This window comes from Haloterrigena sp. KLK7, assembly GCF_037914945.1.
GTDB classification, from domain to species: domain Archaea; phylum Halobacteriota; class Halobacteria; order Halobacteriales; family Natrialbaceae; genus Haloterrigena; species Haloterrigena salinisoli.
Map to the genome: position 1 here is coordinate 3,764,686 of NZ_CP149787.1, position 25,434 is coordinate 3,790,119.

25 protein-coding genes are annotated in these 25,434 nt (G+C 65.8%); 14 read left to right on the forward strand and 11 right to left on the reverse strand.

The genetic code is table 11. The annotated features are described in order from the left end of the window. The first annotated feature begins 60 nt into the window (after window positions 1-60). The 8 genes from WD430_RS18640 to WD430_RS18675 all read left to right on the forward strand — a co-directional run bounded on the left by WD430_RS18640 (window position 61) and on the right by WD430_RS18675 (window position 6,901). Window positions 61-471, forward strand: a complete 411-nt coding sequence (locus tag WD430_RS18640) for an urease subunit beta (RefSeq protein ID WP_339103918.1) — start codon at window positions 61-63, stop codon at window positions 469-471. Continuing rightward, window positions 468-2,174 carry an urease subunit alpha gene (gene ureC / locus WD430_RS18645; protein ID WP_339103919.1) on the forward strand — a complete coding sequence of 569 codons (1,707 nt, stop codon included), beginning with the start codon at window positions 468-470 and terminating at the stop codon, window positions 2,172-2,174. The genes WD430_RS18640 and ureC overlap by 4 nt, the downstream gene beginning before the upstream one ends. Before the next feature lie 87 nt (window positions 2,175-2,261). Beyond that, window positions 2,262-2,639, forward strand: a complete 378-nt coding sequence (locus tag WD430_RS18650) for an urease subunit gamma (protein WP_339103920.1) — start codon at window positions 2,262-2,264, stop codon at window positions 2,637-2,639. After that, on the forward strand, window positions 2,639-3,259 hold the full coding sequence (gene ureG / locus WD430_RS18655; protein WP_339103921.1) for an urease accessory protein UreG: 621 nt from the start codon (window positions 2,639-2,641) through the stop codon (window positions 3,257-3,259). Before WD430_RS18650 ends, ureG begins: the two co-directional genes overlap by 1 nt. Next, window positions 3,256-4,266, forward strand: a complete 1,011-nt coding sequence (locus WD430_RS18660) for an urease accessory protein UreD (protein WP_339103922.1) — start codon at window positions 3,256-3,258, stop codon at window positions 4,264-4,266. Before ureG ends, WD430_RS18660 begins: the two co-directional genes overlap by 4 nt. Further along, the gene (gene ureE, locus WD430_RS18665; RefSeq protein ID WP_339103923.1) at window positions 4,266-4,919 is read left to right on the forward strand and encodes an urease accessory protein UreE; all 654 of its coding nucleotides are present in this window, start codon (window positions 4,266-4,268) and stop codon (window positions 4,917-4,919) included. Before WD430_RS18660 ends, ureE begins: the two co-directional genes overlap by 1 nt. After that, window positions 4,909-5,706 (forward strand): urease accessory protein UreF, encoded by a 798-nt coding sequence (locus WD430_RS18670; protein WP_339103924.1) that lies wholly within the window; start codon window positions 4,909-4,911, stop codon window positions 5,704-5,706. The genes ureE and WD430_RS18670 overlap by 11 nt, the downstream gene beginning before the upstream one ends. A gap of 100 nt (window positions 5,707-5,806) precedes the next feature. Continuing rightward, window positions 5,807-6,901: a glycosyltransferase family 4 protein gene (locus WD430_RS18675; protein ID WP_339103925.1), complete on the forward strand. Its 1,095-nt coding sequence runs from the start codon at window positions 5,807-5,809 to the stop codon at window positions 6,899-6,901. A gap of 25 nt (window positions 6,902-6,926) precedes the next feature. On the opposite strand, the gene WD430_RS18680 is transcribed toward WD430_RS18675, so the two are convergent. Further along, window positions 6,927-7,340: a MarR family winged helix-turn-helix transcriptional regulator gene (locus tag WD430_RS18680; protein ID WP_339103926.1), complete on the reverse strand. Its 414-nt coding sequence runs from the start codon at window positions 7,338-7,340 to the stop codon at window positions 6,927-6,929. A gap of 153 nt (window positions 7,341-7,493) precedes the next feature. On the opposite strand from WD430_RS18680, the gene WD430_RS18685 reads away from it, so the two are divergent. After that, a complete protein-coding gene (locus WD430_RS18685) occupies window positions 7,494-8,063 on the forward strand; it encodes a hypothetical protein (protein ID WP_339103927.1) in 570 nt (189 codons plus the stop codon). Here WD430_RS18685 and WD430_RS18690 read toward each other — a convergent pair. The 5 genes from WD430_RS18690 to WD430_RS18710 all read right to left on the reverse strand — a co-directional run bounded on the left by WD430_RS18690 (window position 8,050) and on the right by WD430_RS18710 (window position 15,107). Continuing rightward, the gene (locus WD430_RS18690; RefSeq protein WP_339103928.1) at window positions 8,050-9,264 is read right to left on the reverse strand and encodes a transposase; all 1,215 of its coding nucleotides are present in this window, start codon (window positions 9,262-9,264) and stop codon (window positions 8,050-8,052) included. The two genes, WD430_RS18685 and WD430_RS18690, sit on opposite strands and share 14 nt — an antisense overlap. Window positions 9,265-9,527: 263 nt before the next feature. Further along, complete coding sequence (locus WD430_RS18695; protein WP_339103929.1) at window positions 9,528-10,502, reverse strand: aldo/keto reductase; 975 nt, start codon at window positions 10,500-10,502, stop codon at window positions 9,528-9,530. A 474-nt stretch (window positions 10,503-10,976) separates the two neighbouring features. Beyond that, window positions 10,977-12,134 (reverse strand): ABC transporter permease, encoded by a 1,158-nt coding sequence (locus WD430_RS18700; protein WP_339103930.1) that lies wholly within the window; start codon window positions 12,132-12,134, stop codon window positions 10,977-10,979. Further along, window positions 12,124-14,067, reverse strand: coding sequence for a PrsW family intramembrane metalloprotease (locus tag WD430_RS18705; RefSeq protein WP_339103931.1), 1,944 nt, complete (start codon window positions 14,065-14,067; stop codon window positions 12,124-12,126). The genes WD430_RS18700 and WD430_RS18705 overlap by 11 nt, the downstream gene beginning before the upstream one ends. Continuing rightward, complete coding sequence (locus WD430_RS18710) at window positions 14,064-15,107, reverse strand: ATP-binding cassette domain-containing protein (RefSeq protein ID WP_339103932.1); 1,044 nt, start codon at window positions 15,105-15,107, stop codon at window positions 14,064-14,066. Before WD430_RS18710 ends, WD430_RS18705 begins: the two co-directional genes overlap by 4 nt. Window positions 15,108-15,204: 97 nt before the next feature. Here WD430_RS18710 and WD430_RS18715 point away from each other — a divergent pair, with 97 nt between their 5' ends. Beyond that, window positions 15,205-15,639, forward strand: a complete 435-nt coding sequence (locus WD430_RS18715; protein ID WP_339103933.1) for an SRPBCC family protein — start codon at window positions 15,205-15,207, stop codon at window positions 15,637-15,639. An 86-nt stretch (window positions 15,640-15,725) separates the two neighbouring features. Here the strand turns inward: WD430_RS18715 and WD430_RS18720 are convergent, their stop codons facing one another. Then, entirely contained in the window at window positions 15,726-17,816 is a 2,091-nt protein-coding gene (locus WD430_RS18720) for a glycosyltransferase family 2 protein (RefSeq protein ID WP_339103934.1), read from the reverse strand. A gap of 615 nt (window positions 17,817-18,431) precedes the next feature. Here WD430_RS18720 and WD430_RS18725 point away from each other — a divergent pair. The 3 genes from WD430_RS18725 (at window position 18,432) to WD430_RS18735 (ending at window position 20,255) form a co-directional block, all read left to right on the forward strand. Next, the gene (locus WD430_RS18725) at window positions 18,432-18,776 is read left to right on the forward strand and encodes a helix-turn-helix domain-containing protein (RefSeq protein ID WP_339103935.1); all 345 of its coding nucleotides are present in this window, start codon (window positions 18,432-18,434) and stop codon (window positions 18,774-18,776) included. Window positions 18,777-18,878: 102 nt separating this feature from the next. Further along, window positions 18,879-19,628 carry a pirin family protein gene (locus WD430_RS18730; protein WP_339103936.1) on the forward strand — a complete coding sequence of 250 codons (750 nt, stop codon included), beginning with the start codon at window positions 18,879-18,881 and terminating at the stop codon, window positions 19,626-19,628. A gap of 66 nt (window positions 19,629-19,694) precedes the next feature. Next, window positions 19,695-20,255, forward strand: coding sequence for an FAD-dependent oxidoreductase (locus tag WD430_RS18735; RefSeq protein WP_339103937.1), 561 nt, complete (start codon window positions 19,695-19,697; stop codon window positions 20,253-20,255). Between the two features lie 57 nt (window positions 20,256-20,312). Here the strand turns inward: WD430_RS18735 and WD430_RS18740 are convergent, their stop codons facing one another. The 4 genes from WD430_RS18740 to WD430_RS18755 form a co-directional block, all read right to left on the reverse strand. Then, window positions 20,313-20,927, reverse strand: a complete 615-nt coding sequence (locus tag WD430_RS18740) for a TetR/AcrR family transcriptional regulator (protein ID WP_339103938.1) — start codon at window positions 20,925-20,927, stop codon at window positions 20,313-20,315. 279 nt (window positions 20,928-21,206) lie between these two features. Continuing rightward, window positions 21,207-22,064, reverse strand: coding sequence for an adenylyl-sulfate kinase (gene cysC / locus WD430_RS18745; protein ID WP_339103939.1), 858 nt, complete (start codon window positions 22,062-22,064; stop codon window positions 21,207-21,209). Further along, window positions 22,064-22,930 carry a hypothetical protein gene (locus WD430_RS18750; protein ID WP_339103941.1) on the reverse strand — a complete coding sequence of 289 codons (867 nt, stop codon included), beginning with the start codon at window positions 22,928-22,930 and terminating at the stop codon, window positions 22,064-22,066. Before WD430_RS18750 ends, cysC begins: the two co-directional genes overlap by 1 nt. 25 nt (window positions 22,931-22,955) lie before the next feature. Next, window positions 22,956-24,179 carry a hypothetical protein gene (locus tag WD430_RS18755; protein WP_339103942.1) on the reverse strand — a complete coding sequence of 408 codons (1,224 nt, stop codon included), beginning with the start codon at window positions 24,177-24,179 and terminating at the stop codon, window positions 22,956-22,958. Window positions 24,180-24,647: 468 nt separating this feature from the next. On the opposite strand from WD430_RS18755, the gene WD430_RS18760 reads away from it, so the two are divergent. Beyond that, entirely contained in the window at window positions 24,648-25,325 is a 678-nt protein-coding gene (locus tag WD430_RS18760; protein ID WP_339103943.1) for a recombinase family protein, read from the forward strand. Window positions 25,326-25,434 lie beyond the last annotated feature (109 nt).

The following is a 25,434-nucleotide window of genomic DNA, read 5'->3' on the forward strand; positions in this document are numbered from 1 at the left end:
CGCCGTGATGAACTATCGTTTTCGTCCATCTGGCGGCATGACGGCCGGCGTGATCGGCCGATGAGCGGATTCGTTCCGGGCGAGCTGCGCCCGGCCGAGGAACCGGTACGGATCAACGAGGGTCGCGAGACCGCGACGGTGACCGTCGAGAACACCGGCGACCGGCCCGTACAGGTCGGTTCGCACTTTCACTTCTTCGAGGTCAACCCCGGGCTCGCGTTCGATCGTGAAACCGCCTACGGGATGCGACTCGACATTCCGGCGGGAACCGCGATCCGGTTCGAACCCGGCTGCGAGCGCGAGGTCGATCTCGTCGCCATCGGCGGCGACCGCACCGTCTACGGGATGGGCGGGCTGGTCGAGGGCGACCTCGACGACGACGAGATCGAAGCGCGGGCCCTAGAGCGCGCTCGAGAGCGAGGCTACATCTCGGAGACGACCGACGGCGACGCGACGGAGGGCGACGAATGAGTCGCGACCTCCCCCGCGAGGAGTACACGGAACTGTTCGGTGCGACCGAGGGCGACCGACTCCGGCTCGGCGATACGAACCTCTTCGCGGAGATCGAGACCGACTACGGCGTTCCCGGCGAGGAGGCCGTCTTCGGTGGCGGCAAGACGATGCGCGACGGGATGGGGATGCAGTCGGGCACGACCCAGGCCGAAGGGACGCTCGACTGGGCCTTCACGAACGTCGTGATCATCGACCCCGTGCTGGGGGTCTGTAAGGGCGACATCGGCGTCCGCGACGGGGAGATCGTCGGCGTCGGGAAAGCCGGCAATCCCGACACCATGGACGGCGTCGACATGGTGATCGGTCCGAGCACCGACACCATCCCCGCCGACGGGTTGATCGCGACGCCCGGCGCCCTGGACATCCACGTCCACTTCAACAGCCCGCAGTTGGTCGAGCACGCCCTCGGCTCGGGCGTCACGACGATGCTCGGCGGCGGCTTCGGCGGCGGTGCGACGACCTGTACGCCCGGTCCCCGCAACATCCAGCGGTTCCTGCAGGCCGCCGAGGACTGGCCGGTCAACGTCGGCTTCTACGCGAAGGGCAACAGCAGCCGGCCCGAGTCGCTGGTCGAGCAGATCGAGGCCGGCGCCTGCGGCATGAAGCTCCACGAGGACTGGGGCTCGACCCCCGCCGCGATCGACACCTGCCTCGAGGTCGCCGACGAGGAGGACGTGCAGGTCTGTATCCACACGGACACGCTCAACGAGTCGGGCTTCGTCGAGGACACCTTCGAGGCCATCGACGGTCGCGCGATCCACACCTTCCACATCGAGGGCGCGGGCGGCGGCCACGCGCCGGACGTCCTCGAACTCATCGGCCACGAGCACATGCTGCCGTCGTCGACGAACCCGTCGATGCCCTACACCGAGAACACGTTCGACGAGCACCTGGACATGGTGATGGTCTGTCACCATCTCGATCCGGACATCCCCGAGGACGTCGCCTTCGCCGAGTCGCGCATCCGTGCGGAGACGCTCGGCGCGGAGGACGTGCTCCACGACACCGGCGCCATCTCGATGATGACCTCGGACTCCCAGGCGATGGGACGCATGGCGGAGGTCATCAGCCGCACGTGGCAGACCGCCCACAAGATGAAGGCCCAGCGCGGCCCGCTCGAGGCCGACGAGGGCACCGACGCGGACAACGCCCGCATCGAGCGCTACGTCGCCAAGTACACGATCAACCCCGCGATTACGGCGGGGATCGACGACTACGTCGGCTCGCTCGAGCCCGGGAAACTCGCCGATATCGCGCTGTGGGATCCGGCCTTCTTCGGCGTCAAGCCGAAGGCGGTCATCAAGGGCGGGTTCCCGGTCTGGTCCCAGATGGGCGAGGCCAACGGCTCGCTGATGACCTGCGAACCGGTGATCGGCCGCGAGCGCGCCGGCGCCCAGGGTCGGGCGAAACACGGCCTCTCGGTGACGTTCGTCAGCGAGGCCGCCTCCGAGAACGAGGTCGGCGACGCCTACGACCTGCAAACGCCCGTTCGACCCGTCACGGGCACGCGTGAGGTCCGCAAGTCCGACATGGTCCACAACGACCACTGCCCGGACGACATCGAAATCGACGCCCAGACGTTCGAGGTCGAAGTGGACGGCGAACACGTCACCTGCGACCCGGCCGCGGAAATCCCGCTCGCACAGCGCTACCTGCTCTAATATGATCTCCGACACGACAGCCACGACGCCCGCGACGACGGTATCGCCGACGGAACCAGCCTCGAGTCCCCCGACGGAGGTGAGCCGATGGGAATGAACCTCTCGCCGAAGGAGATGGAGCGGCTCACGGTGTTCATGGCCGCGGAACTCGCCCGGCGACGCAAGGACCGCGGCGTGAAGCTCAACCACCCGGAGACGGTCGCCTACATCTCCGACTGGGCCTGCGAGGCCGCCCGCGAGGGCAAGTCCGTCTCGCAGATCCGTTCGGAGGCGACCCAGCTGCTCACCCGCGAGGACGTGATGGAGGGCGTCCCCGAGATGGTCGACATGATCCAGATCGAACCCGTCTTCCCCGACGGCACCAAGCTCGTGACGATCCACGACCCGATCCGGGCCGACGGCCCCGAGCAACTCGAGACGGTCGATCCGAGTCCGGACGAGGACCTCGAGGGGGAGGTCGAATAATGGGGTACCGAGACGTCGCCAAGGTCGGTCTCGGCGGCCCCGTCGGCTCCGGGAAGACGGCGCTGGTCAAGCGACTCGTGCCGGAACTGGTCGAGCGCGACTACAAGGTCGGCGTCATCGCCAACGACATCATGACTCAGGAGGACGCCGACGTCTTCCGGGAGTCGTTCGCCGACCTGCTGCCCGCGGACCTCGTCGAGGGGGTCGAAACGGGCGCCTGTCCGCACACCGGCATCCGCGAGGACCCCTCGATGAACCTCGCGGCCGTCGACGAGTTCACCGAGCGCCATCCCGAACTGGACGTCGTCCTGATCGAGAGCGGCGGCGACAACCTCGCCGCCACCTTCAACCCCGAACTGGCCGACTACTTCCTGTTCGTCATTAGCGTCGCGGAGGGCGAAGACATCCCGCGCAAGCGCGGGCCCGGCGTCACGCAGGCCGACCTGCTGGTCGTCAACAAGACCGACCTCGCGCCCCACGTCGACGCCGACCTGAACGTGATCGAGGACGATGCCGACGCGGTTCGGGGCGACGATCCGTTCGTCTTCACCAACTGCAAGGACGGTGAGGGGATCGACGCGGTGCTCGAGCACGTCGAGCGGGAGGTGCTGTTCGCGTGAGCGCGGAGCGCTCGGACGCGGCGACCGACGGTGACGACGGGGGGCGACTCCCGCCGGCTTTCGAGGGCTACGCAGACGAACCGCTCGCACAGGCCCCCGCCGCCGGCCCGGGCAAGAACGGCCTGCTCGAGGCGACGTTCGCCCGGCGGGGCGACGGCCCGACCCGGATGATCCGCGACCGCGTGAAGGTACCCTACCATCTGACCGGTACCCTCGAGACCGATCCGGCGCCGGGACTGACGACCCTCGTCGCGCAGGAGCCCACCGGCGGCGTGGCGCAGGGCGACCGACACCGGCTGCGGATCGAGACCCGCGAGGGGGCGCGCGCACACGTGACGACGCAGAGCGCGACGAAGGTCCACAGCATGGACGCCAACTACGCCCACCTCGACGCCTCGCTCCGGGCGCAGTCGGGGAGCTACCTCGAGTATATGCCGGGTCCGACGATCGTCAACGAGGACGCGCGCTGTCTCCAGACGATCGACGTCGACCTCGCCGACGACGCCTGCGTCGTCGTCGCGGACGTGCTCGTCCCGGACGGCCTGACCGACCACGAGCCGTTCGGATTCGATCACTACCACGCGCGCGTCGAGGCCGAACGCGACGGCCGACTGGTCTGTGCCGACGCCGTCGACCTGCGGCCGGACGAGCGCGATCCGCGCGACCCCGCCAGCGTCGGCGAGCACGGCGTCGTCGGGTCGCTGTACGTCTTCGCGCCCGCCTCGAGCGCCGAGATAGCGGGAGCGGCGGAGACACCAGAGACGGTCGATTCGGAGACCGACGAGGAACCGGTCACCCTCGAGTCGCTAATCGAGGGGATCCACGATCGGCTCTCGAACCACGACGATACCGAAGCGGGCGTCTCCACGCTCCCGCACGAGGCCGGCGCGATCGTCCGCATTCTCGGCGACCGCGAGGCCGACGTGACCGAGACGCTGCGGGCCGCGTGGGACGAAACCAGACGGCAGCTACTGGGGGTCGGCGCACCCGCCGACCGGCGATACTGATGGAGCGCATCGACGGCGTCGTCGGCAACGTCCACGCCGACGACGAACTGGCCGCGTTACGGGCGGCACACGACGAGCGCGGGACCCTCGAGCGCGTCGTCATCGACGCGGACGACCGCCGGCGCTCGCGGTTCCGCGCGACGACCGACGCCGGGACGGACGTCGGCGTTATCGTCGACAAGGCCGCGGTCTCGGCCGGCGACGTGCTGCTGGTCGAGGACGACCGGATGATCGTCGTCGCCTTCGAACCGCGGGACGCGCTGGCCGTCTCGCTGCCCGACGCGACCGACGAGGCGCTCGCGGCCGCGGTCGAACTCGGCCACCGCATCGGCAACCAGCACTGGGATCTGGCGGTCGAGGACGGCGTCGCCTACGTCCCGCTCGAGGCCGACCGCCACATCGTCGAGCGCGTCGTCGCCGATATCGTCCCGGGCTCGGAGGTCCGGGAGACGACCGTCGATGCGGACCTGTTCGTGACGGATATCGACGACGCCGGCGCTCACGACGTCGATCACGAGCACAGTCATCAGGGGGATCGCGATCACGGCCACTCCCACGAACGCGGCGAGCACGCTCACGGGCACGACGGACGCGGCCACGAACACGCCGACCACAGCCGCGACCACTCCCACGAACACGACCATGACCACTGACTGGAATACGGATCCGGAACCATCGGACCCGAACGCGAACTCAGACGGAACACCGGACTCGAGCGCGTTCCTCTCGGCCCTTCGGCTCTCGGACTCGTTCCTGCCGGTCGGCGGGTACACGGCCTCCTACGGCCTCGAGCAGTACATAAACGAGGACCGGATCGAGGACGGCGACGACCTGCGGGCGCTGATCGCGGCCTACCTTCGCCGCGTGGTCGGCCCCTGCGAGACCGTCGCGCTGGCCAACGCCCACGCGGCGAGCGCGGCGGGGGAGCTCGAGGCGCTGCTGGCGGTCGACGAGCGACTCCACGCGGTGACGATGCCTCGAGAGTTCCGCGAGAGTTCGACGAAGGCCGGGGCGAAGCTCTGTGAGCTACTGGCCGAGACCGATACCGACGATGTCGACGCCGAGAGTTCCGACGGAAGCGATGCCGACGGAACCGACCTCGAGACGGCCTTCGCCGACGCCGTCGCGGCCGACGAGACGCCGGGCCACTACCCGGTCGCGTTCGGCGTCGTCGCGCAGGCGCGGGGGCTCTCGCGACGCGAGGCCTGCCTGGCCCACGCCCACTCGTTCGTGACGGGGTTGCTGGGCGCGGCCCAGCGGCTCGGTCGGTTCGGCCATACGGAGATCCAGTCGGTGCTCGCGGACCTCGAGTCGGTGATCGCCGCGGTCTGTGAGCGCCACGTCGACGACGAGCCGGCGGCGATGGTTTCGTTCGCGCCGCTGGCCGAGATCATGGGGATGCGCCACGAGCGCGCGGGCCGGCGGCTGTTCATGAGCTGACGGGCCCACCGGCGGCGATCATTCCGGAGGGGATATAAACTGCCGAAGTGCTGAGAGAAACTGCTATTCTCGTCCGCTATTTAATTCACCTTCCGTCACCATGAAGGTAGTATACATCAGCGCGTCGAATCCGATCAGTTCGATCGGCGGCGCGGCGAACACGGCCGACAAGTGGATCGACGAACTCCGCCAGCGAGGCGTCGAGATCGACGTCATCTGCCGCGGCGAATCGGACGCCTCGCGCGTCGAGGACGGCATCGAGATCACGGAACTGTCCGGCTTCGAGCCGCGGGACGAGATCGCGGCACAGCTAGCGGGTTCGGCGTACGATGTCGCGCTCGTGCAGGACCTCTGGGCGGACATCGCGCTCGAGGCGGCCGAGGAGCACGACGTCCCGACCGTGCTCTCGTTGACGACGACCCACGCGACGGACGAGGTCGTCGCCGAACTCTCGCCGACGCGGTTCGTCGCGAACTCGCGGTACACCCAGCAGTGGATCACGAGCGTCTGGGGGCGCGACTCGACGCTCGTCTATCCGCACATCGACTTCGACTTTTACACCGCGCCGGAGGGACCGTCGGATCGGATCTCGATGATCAATCCGATCGACATGAAGGGCGGGCACACCTTCCGGGCGGTCGCCGAGCGGTTCCCCGACCGGGACTTCCTGGCGAAGGGCGGCTGGTACAGTTTCCGAAACGACGACTTCAGCTGGGACGCCGAGGCCCTCCACATTCAGGGCAGCACGTTCCACGGCGCCCCACCCGACGTTCCCGAGGCGGAGATCGTAGAGCAAGGCCCGACCGACGTCTCCTTCGACGACCTCGAGAACGTCGCGTTCACGAGCGAGCCGGGGATTCTGGACGTCTACGCGAAGACGGGCGTGCTGCTGGTGCCGTCCGTCTGGGCGGAGGCGTTCGGCCGCGTCGTCCTCGAGGCGATGTGGAACCGGATTCCGGTCGTCGCGAGCCACCACGGCGGACTGCCGGAGGCCTGCGGCGGCGCGGGCCTGCTCGTCGACGAGTTCACCGATCCGGACGCCTGGGTCGAAACGCTCGAGAAACTCGACGATCCGGACGTCTACGAGGGGTTCGCCGAGCGGGGGCGCGAGCGCGCCGAAGAGTACAGAGACCGACTCCCCGAGCAGATCGACGCGCTGGAGACCGCGTTGGCAGAGGCGTCGGCCGAGGGATAGCGAAAGAAGCGACTCGAGTCGGGACTCAGTTTCGGTCGGGTCGCGGCGCGTTCTCGTACGTGACCATCTTCTCGGATTTATCGGAAATCGTTCCGTAGATCCGCTCGAGCGTCTCCTCGGCCTGCAGCAGGTTGTGTCGCTCGAGGAACGCTCGGCCCTCGTCGGTCAGACCGTAGAACTTCCAGGGGTAACCCTGCCGGCGCTCGTCGTCGGGCAGCGCGACCTCCTCGACGATCCCGGCGTCGATCAGCTTCTGGACGTGTTTGTAGACGGTCGCGTCGCTGACGCTGGGGTTCAGCTCCTCGAGTTCGTACATCGAGGGCAGCCCCTCGGGGTGTTGCAGGATGTTGGCGACGATCGCGAACCGGGTCTCCTGGGTGACGAAGTGAAGGAGTTCGCGCCCCGCTGCCCCGTCGGCCGCGCCCACGTCGGTACTCATGCGAGGCCCTACGGATCCCTCCACCAAGTAGTTTACCCTGGAGTAAACTACTCTGGGGTAATTTACCCACGGGTAATCTCTAGTGGCCGGCCGCGTTTCGGAAACGGAAACCGTGGAGCAAACCCTATTGTCGTCTCCTTTGAACCGTGGGGTATGACCGACGAGTCGCCGCCAGTTCCCGAGGCAGTGCTCACGAGCGCGACGGAGCGACTCGAGGCCGAGGACCGCTCGCTCGCGGACAACGAGGAACTGCTCCGCGCGCTGAGCGATCTGACGCCGATCTACGAGACCGAGCGCTCGTATTTCGTCCTCGGGAACTACGATCCCGGACCGATGGGCCGGCTGGATCTCGTCGTCGACCGCCTCAACCGGCGCGACGACGCCTACGCGTTCCTCATGAGCGACGTCCGCGGCGACTGGGAGAACGGCATCGCGAAGTTCTGCCTGATCGCGGACCTCGTGAGCCACGTCGTCGGCGTCGCCGAGAAAGAGCCCAGCGGCTTCCTCGTCGAACAGGGGCTGCTCGCGGGCACCGAGGAGTACTTCGAGAAGACCCACGTCCTGAAGCGGGCGTACCCCGACGCCGACGAGGACCACCCGTACGGCTGGATGGAGGACGGCGTCTTCGAGTTGTTCGAGTCCGAGGGACGGCTCTACGAGTGGCGGACCGAGGATGAACTGCGCGAGGTCATCGCGGAAATTCCGTCATCTACCCACGGCTAAAGCCGTGGGCTTGAGCGTGGGACTCCCCTTCTGCCGACACGGTGTCGTAGGCGGTGTAATCGCCGTTCAGGGTCACTGTCCCGCTCTTGAGGGCGAGATGACCGTCGCCCAACCCCGAGGGGCGTTTGCCCTCGGGTAAAGAGAGTAGTCGCTTCCCGATGTTCTTGGAAGCGTTGTAGTCGCCGTCTCCCTCGTATCCGCACTCGTTGCACTCGAACCACCCATCCGAATTCCGGTTCGTGCTTGATTGATGGCCGCACTTCGAGCAGGTCTGCGAGGAGAACGCGGGGTTCACGCTCTCGACGCGAATCCCGTACTCGGTGGCTTTCCACTGAATCATCTCCTGTAACTCGCGGAACGCCCATTGGTGCATCTGGCGTTTCAGTTGGTCGTCGGAGGCGTCCATCCGCTCGCGGATGTGGGTCAAGTCTTCGACGGCGATGTGCGAGCAGTCGTAGTGGCGGGCTTCTTCCACAATGCGTCGAGAAATGGTATGCAGGCGATCCAAGACGAAGCGGTTTTCTCGCCCCGACAGTCGCGCTAACGCCTGCTTCGCGGAGCGAGTGCCTTTGTCTTGGAGGCTCCGACGCACGCGGAAGTAGTGGTTCTGCCCCCACAGTAATTCACCGCCGTCGTAGAACGACCCCGTGCTGGTCACGGCGACGTTCTTCAGATTCAGGTCAACGCCGAGAACGCGGTCGCCCTCACGCTCCTCGACTTCTTTCTGAATGACGATGTGGAGGTAGAAGTCGTCCTCTTGTTCGTCGTAGTGGAGCGTCCCCATTCGTTTCTCGTAGTCGTCGTCATCGAGGTAGTCGGCCTGATATTCACCAATGTCGAAGTCGACCTCGACGCGGGACTCGACAGTTGAGAGGGTCGCGCTCCTCTCGTTGATCGTCAGGGTGCGTTTATCGTAGACGACGGTGGGCTGGTCGAACGTCGGGACTGGACGACTGTTGCCCTTCTTCCAGTCGGCGACCGTGGATTTCATCATTTCAACTGCCTTCGAATAGGCGCGAACACAGAGGTTTGCGGGAAGGGCAGTCACGTCACGGAGATCGTGGTAGACTTTATCGTGGATGTTCGTCTTCGCAGTGATGAGGTAGCCGTCGTCGTTGCGACCGTTCTCGATGCTATAATTGACGGCAGTATTGAATTGCTCGATGGTCTGGTGGAGGTGGTCTCGTCGCTCGTCGGGCACGTCGAGTTTGACCCGAACGGCACGTTGCACCTCCATGACGTATTCACATATGGACTAGCCGTTTATATATGAAACGATTATTTCGGGAGTCGGCTCTACTGGTATCGGTGGTCTGTAACATAGAATTTACGAGCTCCCTCCAATCCTAAAGGGATGGGCTTCCGCCTGTACTGCTGTGATCGACGTCAAGGAGTACCGCATCTGACGGCCGATACGATCAAGCCGCACTGAGTCAAACTCCGATCGACGTCTCGCTCGAGAACTCAGCTGTGGCCCGACACCGGCACCGGCTCGTAGGGCTCCTCGAGGTAGGCCATATCCGACGCCGACAGCGAGATCTCGAGCGCCTCGACGGCCTGCTCTAGGTGTTCGACGCTGGTCGTCCCGACGATCGGGGCGTCGACCCAGTCCTTGTGCAGCAGCCACGCCAGCGAGATCTGGGCCATCGTCGCGCCCTTGTCGGCGGCGATCTCGGCGACGCGCTCGTTGATCTCCCGCCCGCCGCCCTCGCGGTAGGGGTGGTCGTACAGGTGTTCCTCCGTCTCGCCGCGGGTCGTCGCGTCGATCTCCTCGTGCGGGCGCGTGAGGTAACCCCGCGCCAGCGGCGACCACGGGACGACGCCGACGTCCTCCTTCTCGCAGAGGGGTAACATCTCCCGCTCTTCCTCGCGGTAGACGAGGTTGTAGTGGTTCTGCATCGTGACGAACCGCTCGAGCCCCAGCCGGTCGCTCGTCTGCAGCGACTCGGCGAACTGGTGGGCCCACATCGACGAGGCGCCGACGTACCGGACGTGCCCCCGTCGAACCGCGTCGTCGAGCGCCCGCAGGGTCGTCTCGATCGGCGTGGCGTCGTCCCAGCGGTGGATCTGGTAGAGATCGATCGTGTCCATCCCCAGCCGTTCGCGGCTCGCCTCGAGTTCCTGCTCGATCGCCTTCCGGGAGAGTCCGCCCGAGTTCGGGTCGTCGTCGCGCATCTGGAAGTAGCCCTTCGTCGCGACGACCGACTCCTCCCGGTGGCCCTCGAGGGCCTCGCCCAGAATCCGTTCGGACTCGCCTCGTGAGTACATGTTCGCGGTGTCGAAGAAGTTGATCCCGAGGTCGATCGCCCGCTCGATGATCGCTTTACTCTCCTCGTCTTCGAGGACCCACTCGCGCCAGTCGCTCGAGCCGAAGCTCATACACCCCAGACAGAGGCGACTGACTTCCATGCCGGTCGAACCGAGCGTCGTGTACTCCATACCGGTGGGACGGACGCCGTCGAAAAAACAGTACGTGCCGGGGCAACCGCTATGCGAACCGACTGTCGTCTCGAGCGAGAGATGAGACACTCGTTGTTTTGTAGTGCGATCGCGCCGAACGTCGGGTCTCACTTCGACCCGAACGACATGCAACGGCGGCGCTTGAGCACGATGAGTCCGCTATTGAAGGGATAGCGTTCACACTACTATCGTGGCAACGGGAATCGCCACTCCCTCCCCAGCCGATTCGCTCGTTCCCTCCGTCTGCTCACGGACGCGAAGCGTCCGTTCGCACGGTACGCGGAACCTCCGGTTCCGCGCCAGTCACTCGCTCATCCCTCGCACGATATCGTCTCGCGCTTCGCTCCGCTCATCGCGAGACAGCGCGCGCCACCGCACGCTATCGCCCTGCTGAACGATCGACGACCGGTCGATACGGCCGTCATAGAGCGCTGAAAAGGAGTATTCCGGCCGTTACAGGGAGTCGCTGTTGAGCCGCTCGATACCGGTCCTGACTCCGAGGTAGCCGCCGACCGCGAGCAGACAGTAGGTCGCGAGCGACAGCCACGTCGTCGCCGTGGCGCTGCCGATGGCGAACTTGGCGACGGTGTTGGCCGGGTGCTCGGGGAGCAGCGTGGCCAGGACCAGCGCGCCGACGATCCCGCCGGAGTAGGCCAGTTGCGCCTGTCGCCTGTCGGGGGCGACGAGCGCGATGCCGGCCCCCGCCGCGGTGACGGCGAGCGCCAGCGCCGCGACCAGGACGACCAACGCCGTCGGCGCGGCGATCGCGGTCCCGTTGGCCGCGAGCAGGGCGAGCCAGGCGACCGCCTGAATCGGCGCCAGCGCGGCGATCGTCAGGAGCTTCGCGTCGGCCACGTCCACGAGCGAGAGCGGACTGACTCGGAGCAACTCCAGCGTCCCCCGGGAGCGCTCCTCGATCAGCGAATCGACGACGATCGAGCCGCTGATGAACACCGGCAGGAACAGCAACAGCGGGACGAGGATCGTGTAGGTGAACTCGAGGTACGGACTCGCCCCGACCTCATCGGGGACATCGAGCGGCGGCGCCTCCAAGGCGTCGGCGTTGGCGAGTCGCTCCTCGTGCTCGAGGGTCTCGAGCAGCTCCTGGAGCTGGCTGATCAGCAGGGTCGTCTCCAGCCCCCCGTCGGGAACGGTCGCGTCGACGACCAATCGTCCGTCCGCGGTTCTGCTCACCTCGAGGACGGCCGCGACCTGCCCCTCGTCGAAGGCCGAGAGCGCGTCGGCCCTGGACTGAGCGATCGTCGGCTCGAGCCCGTCCTGTTCGCCGGCGAGACTGCTGAGTCGCTCGACGTCCGCCTCGTTTGCACCGGTGATGGCGACCCGGTTGCCGTAGCCGTCGACGGAGCCCGGATCGTACAGCGAGACGAGCCCGACGACCAGAAACGAGGAGAAGGCCGCGATAACGAGCTGGATCGCCAGCGCGAGCACGATCGTCTTCTCGGAGCGGAGCGAGCCGAGTTCGCGGCGGGCGAGGGCCCAGCGCGGGCCGAACGGCAGTCCGAATCGGGAATCAGCGTCGTCGGCCGGTTTCGGCGGATTCGGTCCGCGTCGAATCGGCGTCGACTCGTCGCTCGAGCGATCACGCGACAAGGGCGATCACCCCCAGGTTGTAGCCCGCGTGAACGAGCGTCGCGAGCAGGAACCCCACCGAGTACGCGTTCGGTCCGCGGCTCGCGCCGATCGCCGATATCATCGCCGTCGCGACGTGCAAGACCAGCGGCGCGAGGAAGACTGCTGCGAGCACGAGCGGGCCGCCCGAGGGGTCGGGACCGAACGCGGCGGCGCCGACGGTCAGCTCGGGGAGGCCGACGAACTGGACGACGTGCGTGAGCTTCTCGCCGACGAAGAAGCCGGCGCCGGAGCAGACGCCGAGGACGGCGGCGACGCGCGGAGAGGCCTCGAACCGCGAGCGGACGAAGCCGGCGTAGACGTGGACGCTCTTCGCGACCTCCTCGATTGCCGCCGCGAGGACGACGATGGAAACCGTGGCGACGACGGGATACTGTTCGGCGACGGCGAACAGGAGGGCGACGACGAGCAACTGGCCGGCGAAGACGAAGGGGATGAACAGGATCGTCAGAACGGCGACGCTCCGGTAGCCGTGCAGTCGGCTCGCGATCGCGTCGAGCACCTTCGCCGGGAGCGCCTTCTGGGCGAACATGTCCTCCTCGCGGTAGACGCCGATTCCGAGCAGGAAACAGACCGCGGCGCCGCAGTAGAACGGCGCGGTCGAGAAGACGTACTCCCCGAGCGTGACCGACTCGCCCTGCAGATCCGTCACGATCAGCGTCAGCGGCGAGATCAGCGCGATCGGGTTCACGTCGGTGAACACCGCCGGGATAAACGTGTACGTCGTCAGGAAGACGCTGATCGTGACCGTCACGAAGGTGAGCTCCTTGTACGAGCGGGCGAGCATCGCGCCGGCGAACGTCGCCGCGAGGAACAGCAGCGCGATCGGAATCGCCGCGGCGACCGAGAGGGGACCGCCGCGGACCGCGACGGTGATCCCGACCGCGACGGCGATCAGCCCCAGCAGGTACGGCAGCGTCTTTCCGGCGACGATCTCGCGTCTCGAGGACGGCGAGACCAACAGTAGTTCGCCGCGGCGTTTGACCCGCTCGTCCATGATCGTGCTCCCGTAGGCCTGAATGACGAAGTTCATCGGGACGACGAAGAGGAACGCCAACAGGAGCGACTGGAAGGGAAACGGCGGCGAGATCGATCCCGGCGGTCCGGACGTCCCGTCGACTGCGCCGTTGGCGCCGCCGATGTTCGGCACCTGCAGTCGACCGTCTCCGCCGTTATCGGCCGCATCGCTCTGCCCGCCGCCGTCGGTGTCCCCGCTGGAATCGCCGTCGCTACTGGAACCGTCGCCGCTCGAGCCCTCCCCGTCAGAGCCGTTACCGTTCGAGCCCTCGCTACCGGACCCGTCAGTCGTTCCGGTTCCGGTCCCGTCGTCCGAGCCGTCAGTCGACGCCCCGTCGCTCCCGTCGCCCTCGGTCGATCCGTCGAAATCGCGCTCCTGGTAGTCGAGTTCGACGTGGACCGGGTAGGCCGCCGTCTCGTTGTCCTCCCGGCGCAAGCGATCCTCGTTGTACGAATCGATCGCATCGATGAACGCGTCGTGGGCGGCCTCCCCGTGAGGGCCGTAGTGGACGATCTCGCCGTTCCGCGTCAGTACCACGTCGGCGTTGGCGTCGTCGCCGTTCTCGATCACGAGCTCGTCGAGGGAGATGGGTCTGAACGCCTCGCTCTCGACGGCGACGTCGTGGTACCGACTGTCCTCGTCGACCGCGACGACGTAGATCTCGTCCTCGAGGCCGAGTCCCTCGCCGGCGGCCGAAAGGCCGACGACGCCGACGACGAGCACCAGCGCCGCCAGCACGAGCACCGCCTTCCGATCGACGGTGCCCGCGCTCCGGGAAATCTCCCAGCGGGAGATCCGCGCCGTCCGCGCCAGCGTTCCGCGGAGTCGGCGACGCCGCGAGCGCCGATCCGGATCGTCGTCGGGCTCGTCGCTCACGGCTCCGCCTCCGCCGCGTCCTCGGTCGACTCTCGCTCGTCCGATCGCTGAGTTTCGTCGTCCGTCCGCTCCGCGGCGTCCGTTTCGGTTCGCCGGTCGGGACGACCGCTCGCGGCGTCGCCGTCCCCGGCCGGTTCGCTGGCGACCTCGAGGAAGATCTCCTCTAAGCTGGGCGTCTTCGTCTGGATGTCGGTCACGCGCCCGCCCGCCCCCTCGACGGTCTCGCGGACGGCCTCGACGGCGGCCATGTCGTCGACGACGTGGCGGAACGCGGTCTCCGCGTCGTCACTCTCGCGATCGCCGTCGGTCGGTTCGCCCGCGACCGGATCGCCGTCGGCGTCGACGGTCGCGTAGACGTGATACTCGGTGCCGCCGTGGGCGTCGCGGATCTCGTCGACGGTCCCGCGGGCGACGATCCGACCGTCGTTCATGATGACGATCCGGTCGCAGACGCTCTCGACGTGAAAGAGGTTGTGCGCGCTGAAGACGATCGTCTTCCCCTCGTCGCTCAGTTCGCGCGTGAACTCGATGATGTAGTTCGTCGTGAGCGGATCGAGTCCCGACGCGGGCTCGTCGAAGATGAGCACGTCGGGGTCGTTGACCAGCGCCCGCGCGATCGCGACCTTGCGTTTCATCCCCTTCGACATGTTGCCGAGCCGTCGGTCGCGGTGCTCCAGATCGAGTCGCTCGAGGGTGCGATCGATCCGGTCGCGGGCGGCCTCGGCGGGGACGTCGTAGAGGTCTGCAAAGAACTCGAGGTAGCCGTTCGCGGTCATCTCCTCGTAGAGGGGCGATTCCTCGGGGAGAAAGCCCAGTCGACGCTGCATCGCGGGTTCGCCGGGGGTGTGGCCGGCGACGACGGCGGTACCGGCGGTCGGTTCGATGAGGCCGGCGAGCATCTTCAGCGTCGTCGTCTTGCCCGCGCCGTTGGGGCCGACGACGCCGAACACCTCGCCGCGCTCGACCGAAAAAGAGCTGCCTTCGACGGCCGTGAAGCCGCCGTACGCTTTGCGGAGGGAGTCGACTTCGAGTATCGCCATTCGTTACCCGAGGGAGGGAGCCACCTCAGTAAAGTCTAGTGGCCCCTGAATGTCCCGGGCAAACCCCATTGGCGAGGCCGCCGTAGCGACGCGTACGATGACTCGTCTCCGACGGACGCGAACGCCCGACGGCCGGCGGCTCGAGGTCTCGCACGTCGTCGACGCGGCCCCGGACGAGGCGTGGGAGCTGCTCGTCGACACCGCCCGGTGGCCGGAGTGGTCGCCCATCGTCAACGGCGTCGAGGCGACCGAGCGTCGGATCCGGTTGGACACGAGCGGCCGGCTTCGGGTCCCCGGCGCGTGGGTCCCGTTTCGCGTCACGGCGTACGTCCCCGCGGAACGGCGCTGGAGCTGGCGCGTCCTCGGGCTGCCGGGCGCCGGCCACCGCGTCGACGACCTCGGCGCGAACCGCTGTCGGATCGCCTTCGAACTTCCCCCGACCGCGACCGGCTACGCGCCCGTCTGTCTGCGCGCGCTCGAGCGACTCGAGGAATTGCTCGAGGCGGACGGGACCGAAGCGCGGGCCGACTGACTGATCCGTTCGGTCGCGAGGAATCACAGTGCGTGTTCGGTAGCCGGACACTCGTGTAGACCTCGCGATGAGTGGCAGTGAGGTAGTTACGCTGTCGCGCCCGTGTCCGTTTTCTCCGTCACATACCACAACCGTGGGGCTCCTGAGAACTGGAGATACAACGCGTGAAGCTGGATGAACCAGCCGAACACGATCCACAGGTAGGCGTATCCGATGACCTGCACCACCCGTTTCGGCGTTGAAGGGAGCGGGATCTTCGGATCGCGAAGGGCCGCGTACCCGAACGAGACGGCTCGTGCGGGAAGGAGGACTACCGCGAGGATAATCGCTACGTACGTCGGGAATGGGGGAGCGAGTCCCAGATACCACAGGATCATGATTACCGGGAACATCGTGGACAATGGGGCGCTCACAGACGTGAACAACAGCCATTCGATTCCGAGTGTCCGTTTGAATCCCAACTTCCGGCGCGACTCCAGAATGTCTCCGAAGTGGCGTACTGCCGCTTGGGCCCAACCCCGTGCCCAGCGGATGCGTTGGCGCACCAGGGCGTGAAGGGTTGCGGGGTGATATTCCCACCCCACCATCTCGGAGTCGTATTCGACGATCCAATCGGTCTCAGTATACATGCGGAGCGTGAAATCGATGTCTTCCGTCAATGCGTCGGGATCCCATCCACCTGCTTCCGGTGGAACTTCACGCCGAAACATCGCTATAGATCCCCCGAAATGACCGGCCCCGAACACGTCATCAACGAACGGGTGGTCAACCCACGTACTGTGCTGTCGCTCGATACTCACAAACCGTGAAAAGGCGTCAGCGTCTGGATGGGTCGCTGCTTTCCGACCCTGTACCATACCTACCTCCGGACGTTCACGGAGCGTCTGTAACCCTCGTGCAACGGTCTCGGACTCGATTCGTTCGTCAGCGTCCAAGATGAACGCGTATTCCGTGTCGATGTGCTCCCACGCTTGATTCAAATCGCCAGCTTTGGATCCGGACGTACCCTCGACCACGCGGACGTGATCGCGCTCGTCCGCGAACTCCCGTGCGATTTCGACGGTACCGTCGTCGGACTTCGCCGCCGGAACGATGACGAACGGAACGCGTCGCCCGAGCGCTTCGATATTGTGAGAGAGGCTCTCCGGCAGAACGTTCGCTTCGAACGCTGCGACGACGATTATCGTCACGGATGCGTTATCCTCCAACGGCGGTGGTGAGTCCCCGTCCCGCCCTTTCCGGCGATGTGCGTGAACGACCTGCGAGTATTCGATCATCGCAGCGATAGCGATCCAAACGAGGAACATCCCGATAACCACGTAGAACGCCCACGTGGACAGGAGGATAATCGCGAGCATCAGGACGTTCAACAGCATAATGACGGTTGCTCCGTGCTGGAGCACAGTAGCGAACGTCCCGGTGAACGACTCGACGATATTCGGTGGCGACGGAGGGAGCGAGAGAACGGCGAGACTCAGTACGACGGTCGCGCCCGTCACCGTCACCGCCAGCCCCTCACCAGTCGGAGACTGAATCACTTCATCGGACGGAACGGTGAAACCCACTACGGCGACGCTAAATAATCCGCACAGGAGTATCAGCAGCAGTGCCGCTTCCCAAGGGGTCATCGTATCCGAGTCGGCCGGGACGTCATCCGCGAGTTGCCGCATCCAAAACGCGTGGAGGATGAGGGACGCGAATCCCGTGGAGTAGACGACTAACGCAACTCCCGGGTCGAAGGGACCGAGCCAATCGAGCACCAGTGCGGATCCCGTAAGCATCGCTCCGTGGCCTAGAAGCGGCAGCCGCCACGTCTGTTGGGTCGTGTCCGGCGGACGAACGTCCAAAATGAGCAGCAGCGCTTGAAGACTCGTGGCCAATGCGACGGCCCGTAACTCCGTCGAGACGCGTGGAGGTGCGAAATTGGAGCCGACTACCCCTGCGACGAGCAGTACCACTAGTCCGACGACGAAGACGGGGGTACCGCCCAACGGCTCCATCTCGTCTTCCCGAATTCGCACGTCGACGGAGAGAAGGGACAGGACGACGAGCGCGATCGCGCCGATAAACAGGAATCCCTCTTCGCTCGGCAACCACTCGACCCCCACACTGACGACTCCGAATAGCGCTAGCCCCGTCGCGATATACCAGACGCGTTCTCGGAGGTGTGAAACCACTAGCGATATTCTAATACCTACTTAAAAAAATCTCGAGGTTGCAATATCAACTTTCATTCATATTTTGGTACTGGTAACTAACTGATGAGACAATAGTATCGGTTATAAGTAGATAGATACTGGGAGACGTGGTTTTACGGCATATTCATCGAGTTCTGTGTCGGCCATTACCGAATTATTATCATTCTATTGTTTTGATGGCGGCTATCACAGTAGCATTCATTTATATGTAATCAGATAAAATATATTTATAAAATTATATTTTTCGAACGGCGCTTCAGTAGTTGGGGGAGACAATCCGTTCGAGAGACGCGATCACTATCGGCCGGACCAGCTACGCTCAGTTCGCATGTCCGGTTACTGATGAGTCACCGCCGACTCGTTCACCGACCCCCACTACGGGACTCGAGTTCGAACCAGCCGTTCGTCCGCGCGGATGAACTCTCCGAACGCGCGGCTTCGGATCCCGACTCGGGCGTTACCGTTTCTCACCGCTGGTGCGGATGCTTCGGACCGTCATTCGCGTTCTGTGATCGCAGTACCGAAGCTACTGGTGTCGTGTTAGCTGGTTCGCATCCGAACTGCTAAAACGGTTCGCGTCGTAGGTCGAGTCGAATGTCATCGCCCCAGACGGAACCCCGCGAGCGAAACGACGATGCCTGCCCCGTTATCGCTTCCCTCGAGCAGATCGGCTCCCAGTGGCGGCTGGCGGTCCTCCACGAACTCCTGTCCGGCGAGCAGCGCTTCAACGAACTCAAGCGCTCGACCGGCGCGAACGCCCGCACCCTCTCGCGCGTGCTCGACGACTTAGGCGAGATGGGATTCGTCGAACGCCGCCTCGAGGAGGACGCCCCGATCGCGACCTACTACAGCCTCACCGACAAGGGCGAGTCCCTCGAGCCGGTCTTCGACGAGATCGAGTGCTGGGCCGGCTCGTGGCTCGAGGAGTGCGACGCCTAGGGTCGGCGCCTCGAGCGAGAACGCTGCTTTCATCTTCGAATCGCGATCGCAGCGCAGCGCCTTCTCCGACAGGTTTTACCGGACGGTAAACGAAGAGAGAGCATGGTCTCATCCGAGTCCCGCGGGACTCCCGACGGTCCGGTTTCCGGTGAAACCGTGCGACACGGGACGGGCGTGAATTCGAACCGCGCGTTTCCGACGAACAGCTATCCGACCAATCTGGACCCGTTCGTGTTGTTCGAGCGCTTCTATATCGATCCCGACGAGGGATTTCCGATGCATCCCCACCGCGGGTTCGAGATCGTCTCCTACATGCTCGAGGGCGGGATGGAACACGAGGACTCGCTCGGCGTTACGAACACCGCGTACGAGAACGACGCGATGCGGATCACGGCGGGTTCGGGGATTCGTCACTCCGAATTTCCCGCAGACGGAGGGGGCTGTAGCGGCCTCCAGCTCTGGGTGAACCTTCCGCGAGACGAGAAGGAGACCGAGCCGGACTACGAGGACGCGACGGCCGACGACCTCCCGACCGAGGAGCGCGACGGCGCGACGATCACGACGGTCGTCGGCGACGGCTCGCCCATCGATCTCCGCACGCCGATGGAGTACCTGGACGTCTCCGTCGCCGACGCGTGGACGTGGTCCGTTCCCGACGGCTGGTCGGGATTCCTCTACGGCGTCGCCGGCGAGGGAACGGTCGACGGGGCGGCGTTCGCCGAGGGCGACGTGCTCCCGGTCACCGACGCTCGTGACGTCGAACTCCGGAGCGAGGAGACGCTCCGCGTCGTCGCCGTCTCGGGCCGTCCACACGGCGAATCGATCCGCCAGCGCGGTCCGTTCGTCCTCTGAGTCGCGAGTCCCGACCAGTTTTACCAAATGGTAAAATACTTCTTCGAGCGGTGAATCTCATCGAATATGGCAGACGTAGCTATCGTCGGCGGCGGTCCCGCCGGCCTGAGCGCCGCACTGTACGCAGCGAAGAACGACCTCGAGACGATCGTCTTCGACACGGACGAGTCGTGGATGCACAAAGCGCACCTCTTCAACTACCCCGCCGTTCGCAGTCTCAGCGGCGACGAGTTCCTCGAGATCTCCCGCGGCCAGGCCCGCGACCGCGGCGCGACGCTGCATGAGGACGAAGTGACCGCCGTCGAGGAGACCGACGACGGGTTCGTCGTGCGGACGGCCGACGACGAGTACGCCGCGACGTACGTCGTCCTCGCGACGGGCGGCGACCGGAGCCTCGCCGAGGACCTCGGCTGCGAGTTCACCGACGAGGAGGTCGTCGACGTGAACCTCGACATGGAGACCACCGTCGAGAACGTGTACGCGACCGGCGCGATGGCCCGACCGGAGAAGTGGCAGGCGGTCATCGCGGCCGGCGACGGCGCCGCCGCCGTCCTCGACATCCTCTCTGAGGAGAAGGGCGAGTACTACCACGACTTCGACATGCCGTCGGACGTGCCGGAGCTATAGGACGCCGCGACGACCGATCTCGGGACGCCGATTTTTCGACGACCGACTCCCGTAGCGCTACTCCTCGAGGTACAGCGAGTCGAGGATGAACTCGCGGATGGCCCGTCGGGCTTCTTCCGGCGCATCCTCGTGACCGAGCGAGAGCCGCCGCTCTCGAGCCGCGTGAATGACGTCGGTGACGAGCTGGCCCATCCGTTCGGCGTCGACCTCGCGGAACGCGCCCTGCTCGATGCCGTCTTCGATGACCGTCACGATCCCCCCGCGGAGCCGGTCGTAGTGCTCGTTGAACAGTTCCCGGTGTTCCTCGTCGTTCTGTGCGTGGGCGTACAGTTCGTGGTACACCTTCATCCGATCCCAGTGGCTGAAGTCGTCGAACTCCGGTCCGAACAGGCAGCGGTCGATCCGCGTCTCGAGCTCCGAACGGGGGTCCGTTTCGTCGTCGACTTCGACGCTGCCCTCGTACTGATCGATGACGTACTCGAGAAACGACGACAGGAGGTCGTACTTCCCGTCGTAATGGTAGTGGATCACCTGCCGGGAGAGCTCCATCTCCTCGCCGATATCGCGGACTCGCAGGTCCGAGTACCCGTGCTCGCTCAGCGCTCGAAAGGTGGCCTCCATGATCACGTCTCGGGTGTCTCGAGGCTCGACCTGCCCGTCCGAATCGCTCATGTCGTCAGTCGTCGAGAGGGAGCCATAAATCGGTTTCTCCATCCGGGAGCGGCGCGGTTCGGCCGCTGGTCGAAACGAGTTCGACGCGCCTGCGCAGGGATCTCGAACCGTCGAAGGAGCTCCGTCGGTTCGGCCGCGAACGGAGCGGATTCGCTGCGTTCGGCCTCCTCACTGCGACTCGAGCGGCAGGAGGCAGACGCTCGTATCGAACCCACCGGAGATGGGGAACGCGATGCGGTCCGCGTCGTTCGTAGTGGTGGATGCCGTTAGCTTGCCCCCTCAGTCCGCGAAGTGCTCGCCGGCCAGCAGTTCGCTCTTCTCGTACTCCTCGCGGGTCTCGGTGCCGCTGATCTGTGCGACCTCCTCGGGGACCGAGACCAGCGAGTAGCCGACGTCGCGGCCGACCGCGACCGTGTCGACGTCCGGAATGATCATCACCTCGACGTTCGGGTGGTCGCCGTACACCTCGTTGATCAGCTCCTTGCGCTCCTGTGCGGTCAGCGGGTTCTTCTCGCTGAGTTCGGTGTCGCGGATGCCGATGACGACCTCCTTCCCGTTGTCGGCGGCCGAGTCGATGATCGTCCGGTGGCCGTCGTGGAGCGGCTGCCAGCGGCCGATGAAGATGTGGCTCGGATCGAACTTGAAGTTCAGTTCGTCGTTGATCTCCTTGAGCGTCTCCTCCGTGGAGTGGGTCGCGGTCCGCACCTCGAGTTCGGCCTCGCCGGGTTCGGGTTCCTCGAAGGGGGCGTCGACGCCCGTGAAGTTCTCGATCTCGCCCTCGCGGGCCTGCTCGTACAGCCCCTTCTCGTCGCGGTCCTCGCAGACGTCGACCGGCGCCTTGACGTGGACGAACGAGACGTCGTCGACGATGTCGTGGATCAGCTTGCGCTGCTCCCGATAGGGCGTGATGAACGACGCGATGACGTCGAAGTTCTGCTCGTTGAGACACTGGGCGATGCCGGCGGCGCGCCGCAGGTTCTCGGTCCGGTCTTCCTTCGAGAACCCGAGGTCGGTGTTGAGCGTCTCCCGGAGGTAGTCGCCGTCGAGGTGGACCGTTTTCGGGCCGACCAGTCCCTCGGCGAGGGTCGTCTTGCCGGCGCTGGGGAGGCCGAACAGCCAGGTGGTCTCCCCCGGCATCAGTCGACCCTCCCCGTGAGGCAGGCCAGTCCGCCCGCTCCGGCTCGAATGGCCTCGACGCTGGTGGTTTCGACGCTGTACGAGTCCGCGAGTTTCGATTCCGCGTTGGGTGTGTCGTCTGGCATGAAGATCGTCTCGTCGGTCGCGATCGTGAAATTCATCGCCTGTTTCCGGACGACCTCCTCGGTCTCGTCGAACTCGAGGAAGCCGTCGTAGCACTGTTCCAATCGTTCGAGGACCTCGTCCGCGATCTTGTCCGGACGGATCGCCGCGCGACCGTCCGGGAGGGGCCGAAGCGCGCCCATCAGGTGCTGGACGTCGTCGCTGATCCGGACGGTCGTCGTCTCGGCGTCGACAACTGAGGCGAACCGCTCGGCGGCCGCCGCTGTCCCGCGCTGGCCGACGCCGAGGACCAGTCCCGAATTCGAGGGAATCGCGTTGCTGACCTCGAAGTACTCGCCGGCTCGGAAGGGGACGACCGGATCGTAGCCGCGCTCGTGGGCGAACGCGAAGTACTCCGGTTCCTCGGGTTTTCGAACCTCCGAGGCCATCCGCGAGAGGTACAGATCGCCGTCGAACCCGAGGAACGCGTCGGCGCTGTAGACCGCGTTCGGATGGGGTGACTCCCGGACGACCGTCTCGACGCCGTGGGCCTCGAGGCGGTCCCGGTAGGCCAGCACCTCCTCGTTGAACGCCTCGGCGTCGGGCGCCTCGAGGAACTGGTAGGCGTCGGGGTCGTCCGCGGGCGTCTCGGCCAGCGTACAGAGGAACGCGGTCTCGAGCGTGCCGCAGTAGTCGCCGCCTTCCGGCGCGTCGCGGTGCTCGTAGGCCCCGCCGTGGTAGGCCGCGGCGTCGGTCAGATCCACGTCGATCCCTCCGCGCTCAGGTCCGTCAGATCCATTCTGACTCCTCGGTGTACCCCAGTTCCTCGACGACGGTCTCGTATGGCTCGCCGGCCCGGTCGAGGGCGCCCTCGACGAGGTCTTCCCGGTCGCGCCAGCGGGCGCGTTCCGGCTCCTTCGTCGTCATCACCTGATTGAGGTCGTCGACGTTCGCCTCGAGCAGGTCGGAGTCGCCGAGGCCGGCGAACTCGACGATGTCGGCGACGGTCGACGCGGTGTCGGTGAGGAGATCCTCGAACCGGGCCCGGTGGACGTCGTCGAACGCGTCGCGCCCGTCGAGGATGTGGCGGTGAGCGCCCGTCCACTGCTTCAGGCACTCGTCGATGAGCCGTCCCTCCCGCTCCCACGCCGGCGGGAGGTCGTAGTTCCACAGCGAGCCGTCGTACCCCTCGAGGTCGAGGTCGCCGACGTCGTACGTCTGGAACCCCCTGTTGAGCCGCCAGCCGTCGTAGAGGCCGTTGATCGACGCGGCCGGGTTCCGCGAGAGGTGGACGAGGTCGACGTCCGTCTCGGGGAACAGCCGCTCGCGGATCCACGGGAGCCGGTAAGCGTCGACGCTCGTCTTCAGGACGAGCGTCTTCTCGAAGTCGTCCCCCCTGAGCCCGCGCTTGTGGTCGTGGGATGTGATGAACGGCCGTTCCTCGATGGCCTCCCGCTCGACCGGTTCGTCGGCGTCCCCGTCCGCGAACTCGTCGTAGTGGATCGGCGAGACGCCCTCGGCCTCGAGGGCGTCCGCGAGCGAGGCGCCGTCGAGCAACCGCTCGCGCAGCCGCTCGTAGGGGAGGTCCCGGTCCGGGAACTGGAGGGGGAGCCTGAGCAGGGCGTTGTCGACGCGGTGGGTCCGGTCGCCGTCGCTCACGGTCGCGCCGACGTCGCTTAGGAGATCCGTCAAGAGCCGCTCCCGATCGAACGACTCGAAATCGGCGGGGACGTGGTCGGAGTCGAACTCGGGGTAGCAGACCCCGTTGAGGGTGTACCACTTCCCGTGCTCCCCGTCGGGGCTACACGTCGCTTCGTGATGCCGGAGGACGTCGAAGAGGAGGCTGCTGCCGCCCCGCGACGCCGAGGCGATCAGGAGAACGCTCTCGAAGTCGTCCGCCCGGTGCTCCGAGAGGACCGAGCGTTTCCCGTCCGCGATGACGTTCTCTCGTACGTGTCGATACTTCCGTCGCGCCTGTTCTTGGGGGTCACCCAGCGGCTCCTCGAGGCTCATCGATCACCCTCCATCGGTGATCGCCTCGAGTCGGTCCGCCGGCGGCGCTGCCGCTGGCGGTCGCTGGATACCCGTAGACGTGGCTGTGATCATCTCTCGTGCTCTCGCCGACCCCCGCTGCGGCCGAAGGTGGCTGTGCCGCCGCGGATCCGATCGGACCCGACGGGAATCGACTACGTAGTCCCATACCTGCCAGCTAAAACAAAGACAAGCTTTCGCATGCGGGGAAGGAGGGAGTTTCTGCCAGGGGTCGGAACGCCGCAATACCACCGTACACGCGCACAGCGGCCGTCTATCGACCGACGCGGCGGCGAAAACCGACGGGTTTCTGCCACAGACGGGATCGATGTCTGCGTAGACCACGGGCGCTCGAGGCAAACGACCATAGCGCGGCCGCCGCGTCACGGAACGCTAGAATCCCCGTAAAGTACATCCTCGCTGAGACTCATATATGGAGACTAACAGTCGATGGTCGAGACAACGACAGCGGTCTACGTTCGCGACACGGAGGCCACCGATTCGGCGGCGGCGCAGCGCGAACTGGCGCTCGACTACGCCACGTCGGTACTGGGACTCGATCGAGAGGAGATCACGGTGCTCTCCGACACCGCCCTGAAGGGTCGCGAGGCCCCGTCCTCGGGCGATCAGGAGCTGTTCGAACTCGCCGCGGCGGGCGACATCGAGCGCGTGATCGTTCGCGACGCCGCCCGGATCGCCACGAACATGCGGGACCTCAACGACCGTATCAGGGAGCTCCTCGACGACGACGTCGCCGTTCACGTCATCGATCCGGGGCTCCGGCTCGGCGACTCGAGGCCGGAGCTCGACACCGCGGTCGACGACCGCACGATGCTCCGCGCGCTCGGCATCGCCGCGGAACTCGAGGCGGCGGTGAGCAGCGAACGGACCAGAGAGGGAATCGCCGCCGCCCAGGCGGAGGGCAAACACGTCGGACGGCCGCCGTTCGGCTTCGATAGCGATGGAAACGGCAACCTCGTTCCCAACGAGAACTTCGAGACCGCGCTGGCGGTCATCGAACAGATCGAGGCCGGCGACAGCAAGCGCTCGACGGCGCGGGACGCCGGCATCACCCGAGCGACGGTCCGCAATATCGTGAACCGGAAGGACCTCTATCGCTTCGGCTAAGACCGCTCGTCGCCGTCGCTCGTTTCGACGTCGTGACGACCGGTGAACGTCGACCGATGCACGAACGTGCATATAGAAACCCCTTTACTCCCCGACTTCCACCACTGAC